Below are 21551 nucleotides of genomic sequence, written 5' to 3'. Positions count from 1 at the left end.
CCAATCAGAACCAATCTCTCATGGAAAACAGAATGGGTTCACCCTTGGGGTTCAACAGTTTGTGATTCACCACAAGGCCATTGTATATCATGTGATCCCCACTTTCAAATTTTCCAACCAGCTCACACTCAAAGTAAGCGATAACGTCTTCCACGATGGGAAGCTTTAGTTTCTCGCTCTCGAACCAACGAACTTTGGCAAACTTATCGATTTGTCTGCTCGAATAATAACCGAAGAGCTCAGCGATTTCTTTCTGTTTTTTGTCAAGAACCTGGACGGAAAACTTTCTGCTTTTTTCTATAACCTCTGCAGTTCTCCTCGTTGGACCGAGTGCAACGGCAAGCATGACTGGCTTGAAAGAAGATTGCATGACCCATGCTGCAGTCAACCCAGCCTTTTCGTCACCGATCGAGCTCGAAACTATGTAAACCCCTTGAACCAGACAATCGAAAGCGTTTTTATACACATCCTTCACCTCATCACATTAAGGTTCTCTAAGTATTATACCCCAAATTCAATCTGTGTATTTTCGATGTGCATTGAATGATCTTCGCGAGGTGAAGTGAAAAGTATGCTCAATTGAATGTGAGATCGAGTGCTGAGTTTGAATCAAAAATTACTAAAAGTTTCTGGATACTTTGATAAACTCTTTTTTGAAAAACCAATTGGGAGGTGGGATCAATGAACTGCATCAATAAAGAGAAAAACTTGAAAAAGTGTAACTGTTCTTATCCCTCCTGTCCTAGAAAAGGTATCTGCTGCGAGTGTCTATCGTACCACAGGCTCAACGGAGAGCTTCCAGCATGCTATTTTTCTAATGAAGCTGAGCGCACTTGGGACAGATCGATTGAGAACTTCTTGAGATGCAGAAAAGAATGAACTTTTAAGTCAATTGCTACTTGATTGAGCGAAGGGTTTGTGTTATACTAAATTGTGTCGAAAGTCGGGGACGTGGTGCAGCCTGGTTTAGCATGCCGGTCTGTCACACCGGTGGTCGCGGGTTCAAATCCCGTCGTCCCCGCCAAAGGAGGGTTTCCAAAACCCTCCTTTTGTGTTATAATTCGATCGAGGTGGACGAGTGAAACTCCTTGTCGGAAGGCAAATCGCGTTGAAGGAATTTCTCCAGGTCGACCTCGCAGTTTCTTGGGTGGATCAACCAGTTAATGGTGCGAGTTTTTACCTGCTTGGTAGCGACAAAGGTTATATCTTGATCTCAAGCTTTTCTGAGGAAGTAAACTATGGTGCAGGCTTTCATTGTGTGGAGTTACCCCAAGGGATTTTTGCAATCACGACGGGTTTCATGAGCTGGAAATTTGCAAAACAGGCTTCTGAAAAGGGTGCAAATGCTCTATTTGTTTTTCAGTCTGTAAGTAAGCTCGAGGATCTGTTGATGGCGAAAGCTGTTTGCTGGGGATCAAGTCGTGAGTTCAACATTCCCATTGTGCTTTTCGTTCAACACGCGTCTGTAATTCATCTTTTTTTCTGTGTGCCGGGACAAGGTCGGGAAAAATCCGGTATTCTCTTTGACGCAACTTCTTCTTGCATCGTGGAGCTTGATGTGTCTCGAACAGACTCTGGGAGATCTTTCACCGTGAAGACTTTCGTTAGTTGATTCACTCATGAGTTTCTTAACCCCAAGACTCTGGAAGCTGTTGAAGGATCTACCATTAATGAAATGTGCTTTCGAAAGGGACAGTGTTGTCCGTGTCGCAGTATTGCAGCTTGAATACGACAGTAGCTTCAGTAATCATAGGATTTTCACAGATTTTTTTATCTCGCTTTTTTCTAAGTTATCTTCTTTCTCCCCTCAAGTAGTAGTTTTTCCAGCCTTGACAGATTTGTTTTTTGTTGGTGGAATTTGGTCGATACCTCTACTTGGAAAATTAATGAGGAAGGATTTCACTGTATCTGAAAGCGTGAGCGAGCAATGTGAACGATTCATGGCAGAACTTTCCAAGAGAATGAATTGTACTGTCGCCTTCGGCACGCGGCGTGGATTAAGGCTTTACACGGCAGGTTCGTTCATTAAGGAGAAACAGACTTTGGTGAATGGTTACAAACTAGCATTGTTGTCGAAGAGATGGTTGGTCAACAGTGAAGCGTTATCAAAAATGGTTAGCAATGGTGTGAGGATCATAGCAACTCCGACTTGTGGCATGAACGATTACAGTGAGTGGGATGATAAATACTACTTTTGGTCGCACGCTCAGATGATAGGTTATTACTGTCTTAAAGCAACACTCGTTGGGAGGATTCTTCGGAATCAACTCAAGGATAAAGCGTGCGTTTGTGCTCCAATTCCAATCACTCAGAGTCAAGATGGGTACATCGTGAGGAATGAATCGATCGAAGGAAGTGCTGTCCTTTTGGCGGAACTCGATATGGAAAAACTCGAAAAATTTTTAGCAGAGCAAAATCAAATCTTTGGGGCTCTTGCTCGTTAAACACCTCATTCGATGTGGCAAGTACCCAGTAAATTTTCACAAGTTTGAGATATCTTACCAGAACAATCGAAATCGACTTATCCCTAAGTTCTCAAGGTGTAAATTCTGTGTACGAATGCCCCCTCGTATTTGTAATTTTCGATTCTCTCGATAGACCAAGTTTTTGGTAATACAAGATCAACATTTATATCTTTCTCCTCTAGGTTCACTATATGGATCTTCAGAGTGTCAAATTCTTCAAAGCTGCTTGTGATGAGAAAACCGTCCGACTCAACGGTCCAAGGTTGGTGTGTTTTGACGAGCTCGATCAACTCCCTTGTATCAAATGGATGTATAAAATTGTAGCAATAATTCAAATAATTGAAGAACAAGAAATTCGCCTTCTCCATCCTTCTTCTCCAGTTTGGATCGTTGAAATAAGCCCAGAAGTTCAGCAACGATAAAATTTGCTCAAGTTGAAGTTGCTCTTCAGTCTTGATGTTCGAAGACAATTTTTCGTAGACGTCTTTCCAGATAATTTTTCCTTCGTTGAAAGGTGAATATCCCAAGAATATCTTTTCACCTTTGAATCGGCTAATCTTCTCTATTTCACTTTTTTCGAAGATTGGTGGGACGAGTAGCACATCTACATCGTTGAAATCATCCCACACGACTTTGTAATCTATGTTGTTCTTAACGAGTTCATGTTGTGCTGCGAAGAATGGCAAGTAAGTTCTTTCCCAATAGAACGTCAACGAATCGTAGGGATGGAAGATCGCGATTTTAGTGGCTCGTTTTCCGTAGCAATTCTTCCAAACACTTTTGAACCATAGGTGATAATCAGCAATGCTTTTCCTCACTTCTTCAAACTGATCATCTGTTAAAAGTGTCCAGCGGCCATTATGAAAATACTCAGTACCTTTCAGAACCATCACCGAATCGTTCGCGTAAGCTTCAGCCATCGCTTGAAGATAGATCCTCGTTGGATAAACACCATCAGCACCTATACCGAACATGTACGGAACGGATGTGACAGGTTTCCCTCTACAGTGTGCGTGTGCGATCCTGTAGGTCATAGTGTTGAATATCTGTAAACCCTTAAATTTTCTTGGGAGTTGATGATTTTCTATCATCACGAGGTCTTGAACTCTGAAAGCTTCTCTCAAATCTATACCTGCCATGATCGACAACTTACTTATACCAACTTCGAAGGAGTTCGATGAAATGAGGATATTCGGATTCATCGTTCTTGCAAACTTTGAGAGTTGTTCTATGGTTTCCCAGAGAATCTTTTTTCTCCAGAGCAAGTAGACTTTCGAATCCTCATTTTCAGAAAGATATTCTGGAATTCCTTTCACTTGAGTACCCATCGAGCGAGCGAATTCTTTGAACAAACCTTGGCATCTTTCACAATAGCATGGTCTGAAGCCAAACCAAGAACCAAAAACGTTGTCAAAAAAGACACCATCTGCTCCGCTTTCCACGATACCTTTCACCACGTTTGCAAGATGCTTTTTCCATTCCTCATCCGTAGGACACGTCAAGTACCTTCCAGAATAATAATTGATTTTGTTACCATATTGATCCATTGCGTACCATCGCTTAGTTGTATAGGAACCATCAAAAACAACGTTCGAAAATTGAACATAGCCGAACACCTTCAATCCTTCTTCATGGTATTCTTGTACTGTACGTTTAAAATACCTATGATCTTCCTCCTCTATTTCCGGTGGGAAACCCCAATTGTAGGTACAGTAGGCCCAATTGTAACCCATTTCTCTCAGTTTTTTCGCCCCGATTCTCAACCCTCCTTCCATGTGTACTTTTTCATCGATGAGCGTTGTGGGAAATTTCACCCTGTTTATCCTGATCGTTCCAGGACCAGCCCACATGTAGACCGGGAAATGATTCCATTTTTCTACCATTGTTCTGACCCTCCTCTCGCTCTATCGAATTTGCTTTATCACAGCCGCTGCGTAGGAACTCCAAGCTTGATGCAATGAACCATGGTCATAACATGGAGAGTAATATTCCAAAAGATTCACCCATCCCCTTTCCAAGCAGTATTTCCACCAGCTCAGCAGTGGATAGTTTGGATCAAGACCATATCTGTACTTAGCGAGGGCGTAAGCGCAACTCAAGTATGGCCAACAACTACCGTTATGGTATCTATAAGCGAAGGCACTTTTTCCAAACAAGTGAGACCTTCTCTTGTAATTCGGCCAAACGTTCATTACACCCCAATCTCCATAAGGCTGCTTCGAATTGTTCCTCGTTTCAAGAAGTTTTTCCATCTTCACAAGAGAAGAAATTGCTTTTTGATCTTCTGCAACGTTGAAGATCATCGCTACCACGGTATCTATACTTAAATGATCTTCTGAGTAACTACCAAGGAAATCTATGAAGTAACCTTTTCCTTCATCGAAGAGAACTTCGTTGAATCTTTTTTTAGACTGAAAATAGTGATCTTCCCAAAGTTTCGACTCTTTATGTTTATTTGATATGAGCAGAAGTTTTGACAATTCTCGAGACGCTGCAACATAAAGCGCCGCATCGTAACTGACAAAACCGTTTCTGAAAACGTTATCTGCCCAATCCCTACAGTCGTATGGTTTTTTGAATACACCATTTTCAACGAATTTACTAGCATGCAGCATTATCTTCACTGATTTATCAAGGATAGTTTCTCCACCCAACTGTTCACGAAGAATAGAAGTATCTTCCGTATTCTCAATGTACTGAGATAGCAACAAGACGAACAAAAAGCCAGAATCATGATGATCGCTCCACCAATCGTTCTCATATCTGACGCTTTCCTTTATCGTAGGATTTTTGTCTCTGAGTTGTCTCAGAAGCGCTTTTTCTTCCTCTGACAAGAACATCACGCCGCTTGGGCAACCGTCATCGTGTACCCCGCTCGCCAATACCAAAATTTGCTCTCTCACAAGCTCAGATTTCGTACGAAGTGAAAGTAAGCTCAAGCATGTCCAGAAAGAATCTCTGAAGTAGGTCCTCGGTGGAAAAGAATAATTGACACCTGCCGTGAAAGCATGTACTGGACCAAGATCTTTCCAATTGCTCATCGCTGTGTGTAAAGCAAAGATCGCTAGAGTTCTTTTCATCTCATCGATGCTCTTTGGAGTGTATTCCTTCAGAAATTCTCTGTAAGTGAGATTATCTTTCTGTTCATCAATTGGTTCTCTTTTGCTGAAGAATCTGATCTTCAATTGTTTCTCGTCACTACTTCGCAGCTTCAAGGAAAAGTATCTGTCTTTTTCACAGTGGAACTTTTCTATTTTCCCTTCGATCACTTCTATTGATATCATTTCAGAAAAGTTCACTGTTGAATTTCTCGCCACTACGTTCAGAGGTTGAGCGAAACTGAATGTATCACCGAAAGGTACCTTGAATTGTTTTTCTAATGGTACCTTGAACGATAAACTCATCCATTCCACATCTTTCAAACACCAAAGAATGGAGCGCGAAAATGTTGATGTGAAGAAAGACCAAGATTTGTTTTTAAATCTGAACTCGCATCCGTTGGGCCAGAACTTGGATGATTCAGGTGTTGTAAGATCGATTTCTGCGAAACTAAGGAGAAGGCCGTTCTTTGAAGAGAACAATCTATAGGGTAAACCTTTTCTCAGCTCTAAAGTGAGCTCGATGTTAGACAAAATATATTTCTCCGGCACATTCTTTTCGTACAAAATGCAGTCACCTATGATTTTGTAATCCATGATCTTTTTTCCTCACTTGATCGCGCCAGTGGTGATTCCCTTGACAAAATACTTTTGTAGAGTGATGAAAACTATCAAAACTGGTATCATTGAAAGTACAGTCATGGCCAACAAAGGACCCCATTGAACTATGTGTTCACCTGCATACAGACCGAGTGCGAGTTGTATAGTGTAGAGCTTTGGAGAACCGACCACTATCATGGGCCAGAGAAAGTCATTCCAACGCCATGTGAACGACAGAACAGCTAGAGCCGCGATTAGAGGTTGGCAAAGTGGTAGAACGATTTTCCAAAATATGACGGATTCATTGGCACCATCGATTCTAGCACTCTCTATTACAGAATCTGGTATTGCTGAGATGATGTACTTTTGGGCCAAAAAAATTCCAGTTGGAGTCGCGGCTGGTGGTATGATGAGTCCCCAAATGCTGTTGATCATGTTCAATTTTGAAAGGACCAAATAAATCGGCACCATGATGACCTGCAAAGGTATCATGAGCATTGAAAGAATGAATGTTGAAATCGCACCCTTAAATCTGAACTGATACTTTGCGAGTGCGTATCCTCCCATCACACTTATGATGACGGTGATGGCTGTAGCAGAGAGTGAAACTGTGAGAGAGTTTCTAAAGAACAATCCGAACTGAGTTCTTCGGAGGGCTTTGACAAAATTGATGAGTGTTGGCTCAGTTATGAGACGTGGTGGCCAAGAGAAAAGATCGGCTTCATCTTTGAAGCTCGAAAAGATCGTCCAAACGATTGGCAACACGTAAATGAATGCGAACAAATATGCCAAACAATTGAGGGTGATCAAGAAGATCTTCTTTCTCATTGTTCTTCCTCCAAAATCTTGAATTGCAATAGGGAAAGTGTGATCAGGATTCCGAACAAAACTATAGACATAGCTGAGGCCATACCCAACTTGCGTTCGAGGAAGGCGGTATAATAAATTTTTTGTGCTAAAACCGTGGTTGCTGTTCCAGGTCCGCCAGCCGTGAAAACGTAGATGATTTCAAAACTTCTCATGGACATGATCGTGCTTAGCACTATCACTAGTATCGCTGTGGGCTTTAATAGAGGGAATATGATCTTCCAGAATCTCACCCAGCGGTTCGCTCCATCCAAAGCGGCAGCTTCGTAAACCTCGATGGGTATGGCAGTTAAAGCGGAGTTGAACATGACCATGAAATAACCCGCAACGTTCCAAACCGTCACTATAACGACACTCAAAAAAGCGAGTTTTCGATCGAGTAACCATGGAATGGGTGACGATCCAAATTTTAACAGCAGTATATTGATCAATCCGGCATCGTAGTCGAGAAACCACTTCCAAGAAATGCCTATGATAGATGGTGATAATAGCCAAGGCCAGTAAAAAAGAGCTCTGAGGAAAGCTTTACCCTTGATCAAGTCGGAGCTCGTGACCAAGGCCAGAAAGAGTGAAGCAAAAAACGCGAGTGGCACGACCATGGCTGAATAGTAAAAAGTTCTCAGCAGCACTTTTCCAAAATCGCTCCTGTTGCTGAACAAATACTGAAAATTGGTCAGTCCAACGAACCTTCCTGAAAATCTCAGCATATCGTAGTCTGTCAATGAAAAGTAGAAGCTACTCAAAGCTGGTGTGACAACGAAGATCGTGAATATCAAAAGATTAGGAAGCAGAAACAGCCATGCATAATGATATCTTTTCAATTCTTCCTACTCTCCTTTGAAGACCCGGGGATAGAACCCCGGGTCGTTACTTTCATCTTCCAGCGGCCTTCCTTAGTATCGTTGCTAAATCCTTGAAAGCTTGTTCTGGAGTTTTTTCTTTCGCTATTGCTGCTTTGATGTGATCGTTTATGACTGTTCTGTTCGTTTGAACAATGCCTGCGGTGTCCGGATCGTACCAATCAGGCACCATGCTACCGCGTGTTGATTCTGCTAGATCCTTCATAACAACGGCGTATACTTCATTGATGATTGGATCTTCTATCTTGACTTTATCTGCAAGATCTTTTCTATCAGGAATCAAGTATAACTTGCCTGCAAATTCTGTAAGGTTCTCTGGGTTTGTCAGGAAGAACGCGAGAGCGGCACCTCTTTCCGTGAATGGTACTATGTATTTTCCTCCAGTCATGACAGCACGCTCGCGTTTGTAAGGCCACATGATAACGCCCCAGTCGAACTTCAATTGTTCTCTGAACTGCGCGAGCATCCAGGTACCAGATACATACATGGCGGCAAGACCATTTTGGAAATATTTTGCTGGAGCGTCACCGGTGAGCCACACAGCTTTGGGTATGAGATCTTCATCGTGCAGTTTGACGAAGAACTCTAACGCTTCAATCGATTCACGAGAATCGATTATGATGTTTTTACCTTGTCTATCCCAGATGCCTCCACCGAACACATACAACAGATTAGCGAATCTGTATGGACTGAAGTCATACACAAGCGCGTATCTTGCCGCCCCACTTTGCTTGATCTTCTTCATTGCAGCGTACCACTCATCGATAGTCCAAGGTCTGTCTTTTGGAGGTTCAATACCTGCTTTTTTGAAGATCTCTTTGTTGTAGAAGATCGCATGTGCATCCGATGTGTACGGGATACCTACCACCTTACCGTATTTCTCATAGAGCTTTTTGAACCCGGCTTTGTAAAATGACACATTCTCGAGCCAGTCTTCAAATTTCATTCCTGTGTACTTTTCAACGAGTGGTTTCAAATCGATCGCATACTCAACCCATGGTAGTAGATCAGTTTCTCTCGCAACGTCTGGTGGAGAACCTGCTTTCGCCATCGCAGCGAGTTTAGGCTTGTACTCCAAGTAGTACGGTAAGTTCAATATGACGACTTTTTCTCCTGTTTGTTTGGTGAATTTATTGGTCTGAGCAGTGATGAGGTCAAAATCTGGACCGTCGGTGAACCACATTAAAACTGTGTCTGCAAACAACACCACGGAAACCAACAGTACCAATAGACCAGCAACCTTTCCCATACAAGCACCTCCTTCTCCCCAAATGGGGTTGAATCATATGTTCATCACTTTTTGTCTAACCATGAAGGCTGCTCCGAGCGCAACGTCGAACTTTTCCACAATTCCGCATCGAATGTCCAGATTTTCGTAGAACTGTTCAGGTAAAAAATCTTTGAGCGTTGGCACTATCACTTTCGTGATACGGTCGAAGTATTTCTGTCCAAGTCTACCTTTGATTATCACAGCTTGAGGATCGAAAATCAGTAAGACGTTGGCCAGTGCGATAGCAAGATGTTTCAACCCTTTATCTAGAATTTCTTTCAACATTCCTCGATCCTGAGAGAATATCTCTTCGATGTTCGTTCCGAGTTTCTTTGAAAGCTCCTTGAAGCCGTGTCCAGAGATTTTCCTTGCAAGATATCCAAAGTTTGGTTCATGGAAAATTTCTTCTGATTTTTTGAAAGGATCAGTGATCAACCAACCGAACTCCCCAGCCTTACCGAAAAAGCCCTCGTAGAACTTACCATCGATCAAAAGAGCAGAACCTAGTCCGCTGTCGAAAAACACGAAGACAGCCTTTTCGAGACCCTTGGCGATTCCGATCCTACACTCTGTGAAGGCCGCGGCTCTCACTCTGTTCATGACGATCACGTTCGCATTCAACCTTTGTGCAAACATCGATGCAACATCCACGTTTTTGATCCCGAATGCCGGGGCTGTCCTGACCATTCCAGTTTTTGGATCCACCATTCCAGCGATACCTATACCAACTCCGAGTAGCTTATCTTTAAAAATGAAGTTTCTCGAGAGCACTTCATTGGCTTTCTTACAACACCAATCTACGAGTTGATCGAAGTTTCTATAAGAAGGTATTCTTTCCTCCATCGAATCCACAACGTTTCCCAAAAGATCCGAGACCACTACTTCGAAAAAGTTTTCGTCCAGCTCGAGCCCAACACAGTACCAAGCGTTCTTCACAAAACTCAACCTTACGCGTGGTCGTCCGTTCTGAATCTTTGTTTTTCCAGACTCAACGACCAAACCTTTATCCATGAGCTGTGCTACCACGTTGCTCACAACAGGCTTAGTTATCCCAAGCTTTTGGGCAATTTGCTGTCTAGATATTCCTTCGTTCTCCACAATGATCTTCAGAATACTACTTTCCAATCCCGTCAGCAAAAGACTACCTCCATTTAGTTATCTAAAGCTAACTAATGAAATTGTAAAGCAGATGTATTTATCTTGTCAAGTTTAGAATTAACATGCTTTGCCATGAAAACAAACATTTGTGAAAGTTTTAGAAGTGTATTCTACTATTTGGTTCATTTTTCATCAAAAACGCAAGTTATTCGTTCAAGAATCTGTGATTTTTTGAGAACATACCAATGCAAGCTGTGGTATTCATATATCGTGAAGAGGAAAAGAACAGTACGATATTGGGAGTGATGGTATGATTGATTTTCAACGAATCAGAGCTCTGTTCGAACCAAAACCCGTTGGGCATCTGAAGTCTTCTTCTATCATAAAGAGGCACCATGACAATCCATTACTCACTCATCGGGATGTTCCTTACCCTTCGGCGTTGGTTTTCAACCCAGGGGTGTGTAAATGGAAGGGCAAATACGTCATGGTCTTTAGAAACGATTATGGTTCATTTGAAGAGCAAAGGTTAGAAGGTACCAACCTTGGACTCGCTTACAGTGAAGATGGTGTGAAATGGAAGGTGGAACCACGACCAATTTCTCTAAAACTTGAAGGCGAAGATTTTATAAGGATCTACGATCCTCGATTGAATTTGATTGAGGACAAACTGTACATCACTTTCGCTGTTGATACATGGCACGGAATCAGAGCGGGTATTGCGACTACGGAAGATTTTGAGCATTTTGAATTGATTCATCTTTCTACTCCTGACAATCGAAACGTTGTACTTTTTCCAGAGAAGATAGCGGGTATGTATGCCAGACTCGAAAGACCTTTTCCAGTTTATGGGAGATTGGGACTGGAGAGGTTCGATATTTGGATCAGCTTCTCTCCTGATCTTAAGTACTGGGGAGAAAGTCAATTGTTGTTGGGGGTTGAGAATGTTCCGTTCGCCAACCTCAAAATTGGACCTGGCGCACCGCCAATCAAGACCGATGTCGGTTGGCTTGTGATCTTTCATGCTGTTGATACAGATCCATCGAGAGGTAAAAATGGCTGGGAAGAAAGATGGACTAAGCGTTATACTGCAGGAATCATGCTCTTAGATTTGAAAAATCCGAGCAAGATCCTAGGCATCCACAAACATCCTTTGATCGTTCCAGAGGAAGAATACGAAACCAAGAATGGTTACAGAAACAACGTTGTGTTTCCAACCGCAGCAATACTCGAAGGAGAAGAGGTGAAAATCTATTACGGAGCAGCAGACACCAGCATTTGCCTTGCGACTGCTAAGATCCAAGATCTGATCGATCTGTGTCTGAACGGTTGAATGTATGAAGAATCTCAAAAATTCGGAAGACTGACCACTTAGATACCTACAGCTGTGATCTTTCAGTGTTTCTCCAACAGTGCAGCACGAAAGAATGAGTTAGTCATCTTCATACTACACCGCGATTCTAAATCATCCTTGTCGTCACCAAATGAGTGAGATCACCGTACATTTCGACGAGTTTCTCAAATTCAGCTTTGTCATAAAACTTAACTTGTCCTTTACCGAAATATTTTGCAACCTCGACGCAGAATCTCGCCGCGAGTTCTATATCAACTTCGTGCGAAGCTCCAGTTGCACACCCCGCCACAGGTACTTCCGTCGTTATCGCGACACCCACTACAGGCACATGTGGAACAACGGTACAAGGTTGCATGATGCTGTTTATGTGATAAACCCCATTATCATACGGGGTTATATCCTGCGTCGTTATTGGTAGCACGAACGGTGCAGTTCCACAAACTCTCTCATAGATATCAAGTAAATCTTCTGACACTTTGAGTATGTATCCTCTCAAAACAGTTGGCGATATGGCGAAACCCCTCTTCTTTATCACTCGGTTGCCTTTCGTTGTGTCTATAGAAAGTATGGCATCAACATCTCTGTTGAGCATCGATTTCAGTACTTCCTCCACGCCGATTGGAGAATCCATGAAAGGTACTGGTTTATGTTCCTTAGTGGGTGCATTTGGACAGATGTGTGTTGTTACAAAGATTGTGCCTGTAGTTTCTTCACCCTTTCGCTTCATCTGTGCCAGTTTCAAAGCACAAGCAATCGCAGCGATTGCGCCATCCGCATCACTCACCAACCCTATCATTTGTGGTCTTGCACCCACTCCTCCAAGTTGACCGATTATGCCCAACACAGGTGCGGAGGAATCACTTCCATATATAGTTATCCTCACCACATCTGTTTTGCCACGTTTTGTTTTGATCGTCTCGTACTCTGCGTGTACTCCATCGTAGTCCTTGAAAAGATTACAAACTTTCTCTCCATTTGTCGTCGGATCATCCAGTACTTCCATAGCTGTCATCACTTGCGTAAGCATTTTCATACCTCCTCGTATAACATCAAACTCCCATGATTCGCTCGAGGTGAAGGCACACAGATGAATGATTGAAAATTTGTCCCTGGTAAAAGAATTTCGCATTTGAATTGTGTCTTCACGAAGTTGATGCTATAAATGATTCGTTCTGAGACGTTAGGGATATTTAAGTGATTTTTCCCTTACTTATGGTTTAAACTTTGGCAGAGAAAATTCACAATTCAAAAATTTTGCTAGAAAAATCTTTCAATAAAGAAAGTTCATCGAGCAAGTCCAAAATGGTGTATCTATCTCTTATTGTGTTTGCCACAAGCGTTATTTTTTGAATCAACTCAGGATCATAGCTTTTGAGCAATTCTTTCACACCTATTTGTTCAAGTACGGACTCGATCTTTTTGTGAAACTGTACGTAAGTGGGATAGAGGACTTCTTTCACACGCTCAAGTTCAATTTGATCGACCCTTGTTTTCCTTTCATAAGTTCTCATGAACTTTGTTGCTATTCTTTCTTTGAAGAGCCGTTTGAGAATTGAGAATCTTTCCTCATCTTTGATGTTCATTTTACGAAGCTCGATATTTTCAAAGATCATCTTATAGGCCTTCATCGTGATGAAGGTGCCAATGGCGACTTGTAAACCATGGTACATTGGGGTTTCTCCTCTGAGTTCATGGTACATCTCGAATGAGTGGGAAATTAGATGTTCTGCACCCGATGCGGGTCGCGAATTTCCAACGACGGTTATGTTCAAACCTGAAATCAAGAGCGCTCTCATCAGCTCCAGAATAGTTTTCTCATCCTTTTTTAAAATCGATTCTACTTTCATTAAAACTTTCTCGAAAGTTACTTTCAGTTCTTCCCACACAAGATCACAGATAGATTCACCAGTCACGAGATTGCTCAATTTCCAATCCAATCTTGCCGTGAACTTGGCACAGATATCTCCGATTCCAGCTTTAACTAGTTCTGAAGGGGCTTTTATGAGGATTTTTGGATCTATCACCACTTTATTAGGTGTAGTCGCTTGTAAGGTTGTTTTTTCGCCATTTATCGAAATAGCAGCTATAGATGAAGTGTAACCATCCACAGATGGAGCCGTGGGAAAGGACGAAAATTTCGCACCTTTCAGATGAGCGGCACATTTTGCGATGTCTGTAAGACTACCAGAACCGATGGAAACGATATGTTTTCCGTTGAATTGCGAGAGCACTCTTTCAACGTTTTCCATTGTGGCCAGAACTCTCGGTTTACCTTCGAGTTTCAACGTTCTGGAATCAGGTACATCCACGAGCTTTATCGTGTTTTCGTCCACAAGATAGGTAGCGTCAGTGAAGAAACCACTAAGGTGTTTTGAAGACCATCTTTCAATCACAAACTCAACGTCCGGTACTTGGTGAACCTTGCCACAGGTGCATTCAAATTTTTGACCCATTCGTTTGAGCACACGATCACCTGTGCAGAGTATACACTGAACTTTTGATTTTACTTAGAATAAACCAACTGGTTTTAGTATAATAAAAGTAGGTGAGAACATGAAAAAAGGTTCAGTTCTGATCGTGACTCTCACAATAGTAATTTTTCTGTCGCTGACGATCATAATGATGTTGGCTCTTTATAGTCAGCTTATCAATAATTATTCTATGCAACAAAAGCGCTTGATGGTTTCAAATGTAGCCAAAAGTGGAGCATACGTATTGGCAGATCATTATGTTAAGCTTCTTCGGCAAAATCCCAGCCTAGCAAATAATCTAAATGTGGATTTAACGGCTTCGTTGAAAGAATTTCCAGGACGAATAGAGTACAAAGTGCGCAGTGATGGAAATTACATTACAATAACGTGTATAGCTACGTTGAACGATCAAAACGTTTCAGATAACTACTCGCTGAGGTTGAAAAAAATGGGTGGTCTATCGTTTGGAGCTGCTCTAGTATCGAACACAACCGTTGAAATCACAAATAATGGGATCATTAATGGTGATGTAGAAATATTACAAGGTGATCTTCGCCTTGAAAACAACACGGCCGTCAAGGGTACTGCTTATGTGAAAGGAAACATAGTCTCTATAGGTGGTGGAGGAAGATCTAAGCCGGTAATTGAGGAAGATGCATATGCAGGTGGGTCTATAGATACAAGCGGTGTAGTTATTAAAGGAAGGGCTTATCCGAACCAAAACCCTGTGCCATTCCCTTCTCAATATGCATACGGTGGTTTTCCTCTACCTTCGCCACCCCCAGAAGCAAGCTCAGCAGTCATCAGTCCTGATCCAACGAGTAGTGGTATTGTGATTTCAAGGAGCGGTAACTATGGAAACATCACAATTGAAAACAACAAAAGGCTCACATTCGATACTTCAGCTGGTGAACTTTCCATTTATGTTAGCAACATCTATACGAGTACGAGAGCTGAAATTGTTGTAAAAGGTGGACGTAGAGTAAAAGTGTACTTTGCGAACAACATAGGTCCTCAGGATAACGTGAATAATCAAGTTACGGTAAGAGTTGAAGATGGTTCCCAAATCCTTTTCTACTCTGCTAGTAATGGGAGTATGACGTTCAAAAATGGTTTTCAAGTAGAAGTCCAACCGCCAAACACGAAAGGAGCTGTTTTTATATATGCACCGAATGCAACATTTGAAGTTCAGAACAACTTCACCTTATTTGGAGCAATAATCACGAAGAGTTTCATCGGGTTGAAAAATAAACTCAACAACTTGAATTTGACATTCGCCGATCCAGGTAGCGATTTTCCTATCGATTTTCTAAACCCTGTATATACATACGGAGGCTGGAGCAAGTGAAAAGCGCCTACACCCTTCTTGAGATCATCATGGCTTTGGCAATAATCGCTATTGCTGCTATCGTACTCTTTTCGATTTTGAGCAATGTTTTGAGTGGCATGGGGAGAGTTTATCGTGAATCTGTAAAAAATTTCGAAGCGAATTCAAAGTTGGAAAGTTATTTGACAGGTGCTACCAGCGAAGCGGTTCCATCTGAGATCTCTTATCTGAGGGTAACGGAACTGGCCACGCAGTTGCAGGTGCAGATCATTAGACCTTCAGGCTCAGAGTATAGAAATATTCCCCTATTCTTGTTCGAACCTACGCAAGCTCAACAATGAATTGAAGTGGAGGCTTATTCTGTGTGTAAATCATGCTTTCAGACGAGGAATGGTTTCACAATCGTAGAGCTTTTGATTATGTTAATACTCATTGGCGTCGTGTTCGCTATTCTTTCGTTGTTGGTCTACTTACCCATCAGGAATACTGATTTTACTCAAAAGCAGTACGTGACATTCGAGGAGATGAGAAAAATCGTTGAGATCATGAGAAGGGAATTAACGCTTGCAGAAAGTGCAACTGCAACAAATGTTGTGCCGTTGAATATCAATGATAAGCAATTGATTTTCTATGCGAGTGATAAAGGTTTTCATATCAAAACGAAAACCACTGAATCAACGATCAGTTCCCTAAAGCTTCAATGTAGATTCGAAGTTAATGCTAACTTGTCCTCACCTCCACCGAAACCTAAACAAAGAGTGAAAGTATCTTTGAAACATGACAATCCAGCTATCACTCTTGAAGCAACTATTGGTTTACTGAACTCTATGAATCTCTCGGTAACATCAGAAAGTAGCGGAACAGTTTTGATAGTTCAGAAATAACAACCTCTTAGCCGAACATATCTATATCCTTTTTTAGGGAGCGTATTGACCATAGTATTGTGGTATGCTTAAGCCGTTTATACGTGAACAATCATTTTCCCAGGCAACTTGAAATGCTCTGTGATAGAGTATCTGTTCAGGTACTACACCGGCTGTATTTGCTTCCACTTCGATGTTCAACCAGGATCCTAAAACGGTGTTCTGGAGAAGCCCTTTGAGAAATCCACTTGACCACTCTCCTCCTACATCTTCAGGATTTGGATCGTTAGGCTCATCCAAATCACCGTATGAAGAATGTGCAAGGTCTGTTGCGGTAGTTATCAATACTAAGTTGGGTACGGTCACCCACAAATCGTTGATGAAGCTACCTGAATGGCACGCATCAATGATAATGGCAAATGTGACTTCGGGATGGCTCAGCATCAAGTCCCTCAGTTGCGTAGGGTTAATCCATTCTGATCCCATCACAAGCCTATCAATACTGCCATGCGTCACGATGTAGATCGTTATAAAATTCAGTGACCGTTGAGTTAGATCGTGGATCGCATCCACCAAGTGCTGATGAGTATTTGTTGGATAATTGAGCTTTCGAGTTCGAAATTCATCGTAAAACATGGTGAAAAACTGTCCCATGTTTGTGAAGTCAACGCTCATGTCACAGTCTGGAAGCCTTGTTGGATCATTTCCATTAACCACGATTGCTCCATATGGTACTTCCATTCGATTCACTATCTCACCGAAACTGATGCCTCCCATCGCAGTCAAATGAAAGTTTGTCCAGACAATTTTGCTATAAGTTGGCTCGTAAATGCTGCCTGTCAGTGTTGCAACACCGTTCACAGTGGGCGGCCATTCAAAAAGCTTCAGCTCAACGATGTTACCAATTTTGTCTGTGACAACATAAATAACACGATGGGCAAAGCGTGACAGTGGTTCTAGATCAACTACAAACAGAAAACCGTCTGTAGATACTGTGAAACCCGTGGATGACTTATCCAATGTTGGGTCCAATTCTGCCACAACATCGCCTTGTTCCAACTTTGCAGCAAGGAAGATAATGCGCCTTTCTTCCAAATTTTCTGCAAGCTGTCGAAGATCAAGTTGATTGGCTATCTTTTGGGCGATATCAGTTGGAGCAATACCAGTTTTGAATGCACATGAAGCCACTGTGAGTAGGATTGTGGCACAAAAGAGCAAAAAAATGCGCAACAAAAATTTGCCCCTTAGCACAATAATCCCCCCTAGACTTTATAATTCATAATCCAAGGACAGTTTTTGTTGATCACTACATAATCTTATTTACTAGGTGGACAACAAGAAGTTGTGAAAAACCATACATCACTCACGTTTGTCGCACCTTTGCTATCCCTTACGAGTACTTTCCAGTAGTAAGTGGTCATGGGATCGAGAACTGTCGGAGGATCGTAAGTTGTGATCGTACAATTTGAGGCAACGAGGGTGAACTGATTCGGACCTTTGCTGAGGTAAACATCGTAGGTCAGTGGATCCCCATCTGGATCTGAGCATTGCCAACTGAGAAATGTTGCTCGAGACACTCCTGTGGCTTCATGAGCTGGATTTGGATTAGAAGGCTTATTTGGTGGATTGTTGGCAGGAGGTTGCTCATTTTGATCCATTTTGGAACATCCTGCAAATGCTATGATTAGCACAATTCCAAGGATGACTACAAAAAGTCTTTTTGCCTTACCTTGCAAAGTTACCGCCTCCTTGAGCTTAAATCTATTATACACTCGCTCGAATGATTAATTTTACTTCATGGCAAGATTGTACTGAAGTACTTGTCGAGCCAATTGAGCCAGCCGGTTTGTGAGGCGAAAGACAACTTTGAGTACATTTCACGGTAATTGTCGAGTTGATCTTTGCTTTGAGGAAAAAACACATTCAAGTGCAACTGGGTAGTTATTTCCGACAAGCAAGCTCTTTGAAATTCTTTCAGTACGTCTGACCACTCAAAACTTGCGAGAACTTCTCCAAAGTCGCAAAGTCTAGGATTCAGAGAATAAATGGCACAGATCGGTAAAACCTCTGGTTGAACCTCTGGTGGAATTGATTTCAGTCTATCAGCGAATTGTTTCACTGCCTCGGTAAATTTTTCCTTCTCCCAAGCATTTAGAGAATATCTGAACTTACTGTTGTTATAATGGGCTCTCCAAAATTGTACAGCTTTCTGGCAGAATGACTTTGAATCACTGTTCGAGATCTCTCCAAGAAAAGAATAATCCCAACCAGTTGATGGTATCTCACCGGGAGCTGCCAAGAAAAAATCTGCTGAGTTCTTTAATTCATACAGGACTTCCACAGATGCCATCAAACAGGCATCAAATCCCAGAACATCCCAATGTGTACCTTCCAGAACTCCTTTCAATTCATCGATGGTTAAAAAATCTTTATCCGTGTCATCATAGGAAATTCCCTTAGTTTTGTATGGATCAACATCGTTCCATGCCGTACCATGGTTCCAGATGATCAAAGATTTCCTGACCGCATCACAGTTTTGATATTTCTTGATAAACCAGGAAAAAGTATCACGACAACCACTGTTCAACTCGTTCAAAGTTTCTATTTGTAAAAATTCACCTTCATTTGAGAGTGCATAGATCCCATCTGATTTTTCTGATTTTAGATGATCAACAAGAAGGATCACAGCAACATCTTTAGCGGCTTTTTTCATCTCTTGAATGTCTTGATCGACATAGCTAGAAAGGTTGTTGTCGGCTCCAATCCAACCGATAACTAACCATGACGCTGGTTTAACGTTCAAAACGATCTCTTGAGTAATTTCTTCGTATTTCACACCGATTTTGTACGAACCTGCTTTCAAAAAAAGGAATTGAACGTGTGCATAGCCAGAGCTGTCAGTTCTGTAAGTCTGACCGTTGATCTCTACATCGACGTTGGACAGAAGAAAATTGAATGGTCCCATCACTCCCACTTTCACAATGAAAGGTTTTCCAGCGTACATATTGCCTGGGAGCAAAACTTTGATGCGTGTTAAACTCAAATTTGTGCATGATACGAGAAAAAGTGCGAACAAGATTGATAATAGTAGAACTAGTTTCTTCATATTTCTAAGAATCTATGTGCTTGCGCAAAAAGGCCAAAAGTACCTCCAGTGTGTATGAACAGAATTTTTTGTCCTCTCCTGCTTGATTGGAGCATGCCTCTGAAGGCTTTGGATGTGTAAACAGGATCGAGGATCAAACCCTCCATAGTTGCGACCATTTTTATGCATTCAAGATCGGCCTCACTCGGTACGGCATAAGCTGGTCCACTGAAATCGTCGAGAATCTTGATTTCTTCTGGCTCTATGTTCACCCTTATTCCGTAATTGGACAATTCAGCAATGATTTTCATCACTTTTTCAGTGAAGAAATTGGCTTCCTTCTTGGTCACGTTAATGCCCACAACATCCGTCTCATAACCGAGGAACCTCAAACCTGCCAGTAACCCTGCGTAAGTACCACCGCTACCTACCGCACAATAAATGGCATCGAACTCCGATAAATCAAGCTGGCTCGTCATTTCAACGACTGTCCAAGCGTAGCCTAGGGCGCCGAGTGCGTTCGAACCACCCTCTGGTATCGTGTAAACTTTGTGACCATGTGACTCGTACTTTTCTCTGTATTCTTCAAACAGTTGATCGATTTTTGCGTACTGTTGTTGGGTAACAAAGATGATCTCTGCTCCGAGCAATTTGTCGAGGAGAAGATTACCATTGATGGCTTTTTTGAGATAACTTTGTTCAGCTTCATCGCTTGCAAAGAAATTCCTCAGTTTCTTGAGTGAGTTACCATTCTGCTCAGGCTGGCTTTCTCTTAAGAAAAGAACAGGTTTTAAACCGAGTTTAACACACAAGTGTGCGGTTGCTCGTGCATGGTTGGATTGTTCTCCTCCGCAAGTGAAGACCGTGTCACATTTTTGACGAAGCGCATCAGCCAAGAGAAATTCGAGTTTTCTTATTTTATTTCCCGATGAGATGAAATCTGTCATATCATCCCTCTTGACAAAAATTTCGCGTTCGTATCTTTTGCTGAGTCTAGATAGCTTTTCGACAGGTGTCGGAAGCCTAGCGAGAGAAATTTTCATCACATCACCTCCATGATTTTTTCAAGAATTTCAAGGAATTTTTCCATACTTATATTCGTTTTGATCGAACCACGCTTTTTTCCGCCACCGCCAGGTGCGTTCAACATGATCTTTAATCTTTCAACTATTTGAGCACAATCTACCTTTTCTGAGCTGAGGACGAATTCCCCTTCAAGTCTGCAAACAAAAAGATCTGTCGTGGGGCTCTTCAACAGTGCTTTAGCCACAGAAGGGAATCCTTCATAGAATGACACTTCAAGCTCTTTCATCTTCTTTCTTGGTAGATCATCCTTGATCGCTTCTGCATGTTCTTCAGAGAGGTGTTCCAGATGTGAGGAAAGTGTCTTGATTTTTTCCAACAGCGTTTCGATCCTAATTGATAGGTCCTCCATAGAGCATGTCAATAGCTTTCTTAGATTCTTGAAAACAAATACCGATTTTTGGAAATATTGAAGGGCTCTTTCACCAGCAACGAAATAAACACGTGTTAGATTTCCTTTCGTTTTCTCCCAGTCAATGATTTTCACAATACCGATTTGTCCAGTGTTTTCAACGTGAAATCCTCCACACGCAGACAAGTCGAAATCATCCACCTTCACGACCCTAACTGTTTGACCAACTTTTTCACTTATGGCTTTTCTCAGACTCAGCTTTTCTGCTTGTTCTCTATCAAGATATAGGATTTCCACAGGTGTACAACTTCTAACTATTTGATTGGCGAGTTGTTCGGCATCGCTTATTGCTCTTTCTGTAAGGATGGGTAGGTTGAGATCAATGGTCGAGGTTTCCTCACCCATGTGAAAACTCAGCGTTTGTGCTTGAGTTAATTTTAAGAAAGCTGCAGATAAAATGTGTTGAGCTGTATGCTGTACCGCAATATCGTTACGCCTGATTTGATCTATTTCGAAACTGTATTCTCCTAGCTCCAGTGCTCTATCCAATTTGTGATGAATCTCACCGTTCACTTCTTTCACATACAATACCTTTGCCGGACCTATGCTACCTCGATCCCCCAATTGCCCTCCCTTTCCATCCGGGTAGAAAGGGCTCTCATCACTCACGGCAAAGAATTCTTTGCTTTCTTCATACAGTTTTTTAATTCTGATCATGACATACTCACCTCAAGCGAATATTAGAATCTTGTTCAGGA

At 41.9% G+C, this 21551-nt stretch carries 21 protein-coding genes and 1 tRNA gene; 8 read left to right on the top strand and 14 right to left on the bottom strand.

Annotated elements, in window-relative coordinates:
- Positions 1-4: 4 nt before the first annotated feature.
- Positions 5-466 carry a flavin reductase family protein gene (locus NZ875_02440; GenBank protein MCS7174597.1) on the bottom strand — a complete coding sequence of 154 codons (462 nt, stop codon included), beginning with the start codon at positions 464-466 and terminating at the stop codon, positions 5-7.
- Positions 467-681: 215 nt separating this feature from the next.
- On the opposite strand from NZ875_02440, the gene NZ875_02435 reads away from it, so the two are divergent.
- From NZ875_02435 to NZ875_02420, 4 genes are all read left to right on the top strand, one after another.
- Positions 682-879, top strand: a complete 198-nt coding sequence (locus NZ875_02435) for a DUF6485 family protein (GenBank protein ID MCS7174596.1) — start codon at positions 682-684, stop codon at positions 877-879.
- Between the two features lie 66 nt (positions 880-945).
- A tRNA-Asp gene (locus tag NZ875_02430) sits at positions 946-1024 on the top strand.
- 54 nt (positions 1025-1078) lie between these two features.
- The gene (locus NZ875_02425) at positions 1079-1612 is read left to right on the top strand and encodes a hypothetical protein (protein ID MCS7174595.1); all 534 of its coding nucleotides are present in this window, start codon (positions 1079-1081) and stop codon (positions 1610-1612) included.
- A gap of 217 nt (positions 1613-1829) precedes the next feature.
- Positions 1830-2444, top strand: coding sequence for a hypothetical protein (locus NZ875_02420; GenBank protein ID MCS7174594.1), 615 nt, complete (start codon positions 1830-1832; stop codon positions 2442-2444).
- A gap of 83 nt (positions 2445-2527) precedes the next feature.
- Here the strand turns inward: NZ875_02420 and NZ875_02415 are convergent, their stop codons facing one another.
- The 6 genes from NZ875_02415 to NZ875_02390 are packed head-to-tail and all read right to left on the bottom strand — an operon-like array spanning position 2528 to position 10297.
- Positions 2528-4348 (bottom strand): hypothetical protein, encoded by a 1821-nt coding sequence (locus NZ875_02415; protein ID MCS7174593.1) that lies wholly within the window; start codon positions 4346-4348, stop codon positions 2528-2530.
- A 21-nt stretch (positions 4349-4369) separates the two neighbouring features.
- Positions 4370-6160: a hypothetical protein gene (locus NZ875_02410; GenBank protein MCS7174592.1), complete on the bottom strand. Its 1791-nt coding sequence runs from the start codon at positions 6158-6160 to the stop codon at positions 4370-4372.
- A gap of 12 nt (positions 6161-6172) precedes the next feature.
- Positions 6173-6991 (bottom strand): carbohydrate ABC transporter permease, encoded by an 819-nt coding sequence (locus NZ875_02405; GenBank protein ID MCS7174591.1) that lies wholly within the window; start codon positions 6989-6991, stop codon positions 6173-6175.
- Positions 6988-7851 carry a sugar ABC transporter permease gene (locus NZ875_02400; protein ID MCS7174590.1) on the bottom strand — a complete coding sequence of 288 codons (864 nt, stop codon included), beginning with the start codon at positions 7849-7851 and terminating at the stop codon, positions 6988-6990. The genes NZ875_02405 and NZ875_02400 overlap by 4 nt, the downstream gene beginning before the upstream one ends.
- A gap of 52 nt (positions 7852-7903) precedes the next feature.
- On the bottom strand, positions 7904-9139 hold the full coding sequence (locus tag NZ875_02395; protein ID MCS7174589.1) for a sugar ABC transporter substrate-binding protein: 1236 nt from the start codon (positions 9137-9139) through the stop codon (positions 7904-7906).
- Positions 9140-9172: 33 nt separating this feature from the next.
- The gene (locus NZ875_02390) at positions 9173-10297 is read right to left on the bottom strand and encodes an ROK family transcriptional regulator (GenBank protein MCS7174588.1); all 1125 of its coding nucleotides are present in this window, start codon (positions 10295-10297) and stop codon (positions 9173-9175) included.
- Between the two features lie 271 nt (positions 10298-10568).
- On the opposite strand from NZ875_02390, the gene NZ875_02385 reads away from it, so the two are divergent.
- A complete protein-coding gene (locus NZ875_02385; protein ID MCS7174587.1) occupies positions 10569-11591 on the top strand; it encodes a glycoside hydrolase family 130 protein in 1023 nt (340 codons plus the stop codon).
- Positions 11592-11718: 127 nt separating this feature from the next.
- Here the strand turns inward: NZ875_02385 and NZ875_02380 are convergent, their stop codons facing one another.
- On the bottom strand, positions 11719-12639 hold the full coding sequence (locus tag NZ875_02380; protein ID MCS7174586.1) for a DUF1177 domain-containing protein: 921 nt from the start codon (positions 12637-12639) through the stop codon (positions 11719-11721).
- Between the two features lie 211 nt (positions 12640-12850).
- A complete protein-coding gene (locus NZ875_02375; protein MCS7174585.1) occupies positions 12851-13945 on the bottom strand; it encodes an iron-containing alcohol dehydrogenase in 1095 nt (364 codons plus the stop codon).
- Between the two features lie 220 nt (positions 13946-14165).
- Here NZ875_02375 and NZ875_02370 point away from each other — a divergent pair, with 220 nt between their 5' ends.
- The 3 genes from NZ875_02370 (at position 14166) to NZ875_02360 (ending at position 16294) form a co-directional block, all read left to right on the top strand.
- Positions 14166-15431, top strand: coding sequence for a hypothetical protein (locus NZ875_02370; protein MCS7174584.1), 1266 nt, complete (start codon positions 14166-14168; stop codon positions 15429-15431).
- Positions 15428-15751: a prepilin-type N-terminal cleavage/methylation domain-containing protein gene (locus tag NZ875_02365; protein ID MCS7174583.1), complete on the top strand. Its 324-nt coding sequence runs from the start codon at positions 15428-15430 to the stop codon at positions 15749-15751. The genes NZ875_02370 and NZ875_02365 overlap by 4 nt, the downstream gene beginning before the upstream one ends.
- A gap of 78 nt (positions 15752-15829) precedes the next feature.
- A complete protein-coding gene (locus NZ875_02360; GenBank protein MCS7174582.1) occupies positions 15830-16294 on the top strand; it encodes a hypothetical protein in 465 nt (154 codons plus the stop codon).
- 33 nt (positions 16295-16327) lie between these two features.
- On the opposite strand, the gene NZ875_02355 is transcribed toward NZ875_02360, so the two are convergent.
- From NZ875_02355 to NZ875_02335, 5 genes are all read right to left on the bottom strand, one after another.
- On the bottom strand, positions 16328-17503 hold the full coding sequence (locus NZ875_02355) for a C13 family peptidase (protein ID MCS7174581.1): 1176 nt from the start codon (positions 17501-17503) through the stop codon (positions 16328-16330).
- An 86-nt stretch (positions 17504-17589) separates the two neighbouring features.
- On the bottom strand, positions 17590-18009 hold the full coding sequence (locus tag NZ875_02350; protein ID MCS7174580.1) for a hypothetical protein: 420 nt from the start codon (positions 18007-18009) through the stop codon (positions 17590-17592).
- 59 nt (positions 18010-18068) lie between these two features.
- A complete protein-coding gene (locus NZ875_02345; protein MCS7174579.1) occupies positions 18069-19379 on the bottom strand; it encodes a clostripain-related cysteine peptidase in 1311 nt (436 codons plus the stop codon).
- Positions 19376-20401: a D-cysteine desulfhydrase family protein gene (locus NZ875_02340; GenBank protein ID MCS7174578.1), complete on the bottom strand. Its 1026-nt coding sequence runs from the start codon at positions 20399-20401 to the stop codon at positions 19376-19378. Before NZ875_02340 ends, NZ875_02345 begins: the two co-directional genes overlap by 4 nt.
- Entirely contained in the window at positions 20401-21510 is a 1110-nt protein-coding gene (locus tag NZ875_02335) for an alanyl-tRNA editing protein (protein ID MCS7174577.1), read from the bottom strand. Before NZ875_02335 ends, NZ875_02340 begins: the two co-directional genes overlap by 1 nt.
- Positions 21511-21551: the final 41 nt, after the last annotated feature.

This window comes from Pseudothermotoga sp. (assembly GCA_025060105.1).
Classification (GTDB): domain Bacteria; phylum Thermotogota; class Thermotogae; order Thermotogales; family DSM-5069; genus Pseudothermotoga_A.
Note: the sequence above shows the minus strand (reverse complement) of the source record. Positions and strands in the feature narration are given on the sequence as shown.

Excerpts from the sequence above, each read along its gene's own strand:
- NZ875_02335 (MCS7174577.1), bottom strand. The coding sequence starts at position 21,510 with ATGATCAGAATTAAAAAACTGTATGAAGAAAGCAAAGAATTCTTTGCC.
- NZ875_02435 (MCS7174596.1), top strand. The coding sequence starts at position 682 with ATGAACTGCATCAATAAAGAGAAAAACTTGAAAAAGTGTAACTGTTCT.
- NZ875_02385 (MCS7174587.1), top strand. The coding sequence starts at position 10,569 with ATGATTGATTTTCAACGAATCAGAGCTCTGTTCGAACCAAAACCCGTT.
- NZ875_02340 (MCS7174578.1), bottom strand. The coding sequence starts at position 20,401 with ATGAAAATTTCTCTCGCTAGGCTTCCGACACCTGTCGAAAAGCTATCT.
- NZ875_02345 (MCS7174579.1), bottom strand. The coding sequence starts at position 19,379 with ATGAAGAAACTAGTTCTACTATTATCAATCTTGTTCGCACTTTTTCTC.
- NZ875_02410 (MCS7174592.1), bottom strand. The coding sequence starts at position 6,160 with ATGGATTACAAAATCATAGGTGACTGCATTTTGTACGAAAAGAATGTG.
- NZ875_02395 (MCS7174589.1), bottom strand. The coding sequence starts at position 9,139 with ATGGGAAAGGTTGCTGGTCTATTGGTACTGTTGGTTTCCGTGGTGTTG.
- NZ875_02370 (MCS7174584.1), top strand. The coding sequence starts at position 14,166 with ATGAAAAAAGGTTCAGTTCTGATCGTGACTCTCACAATAGTAATTTTT.
- NZ875_02415 (MCS7174593.1), bottom strand. The coding sequence starts at position 4,348 with ATGGTAGAAAAATGGAATCATTTCCCGGTCTACATGTGGGCTGGTCCT.
- NZ875_02360 (MCS7174582.1), top strand. The coding sequence starts at position 15,830 with ATGTTAATACTCATTGGCGTCGTGTTCGCTATTCTTTCGTTGTTGGTC.
- NZ875_02405 (MCS7174591.1), bottom strand. The coding sequence starts at position 6,991 with ATGAGAAAGAAGATCTTCTTGATCACCCTCAATTGTTTGGCATATTTG.
- NZ875_02380 (MCS7174586.1), bottom strand. The coding sequence starts at position 12,639 with ATGCTTACGCAAGTGATGACAGCTATGGAAGTACTGGATGATCCGACG.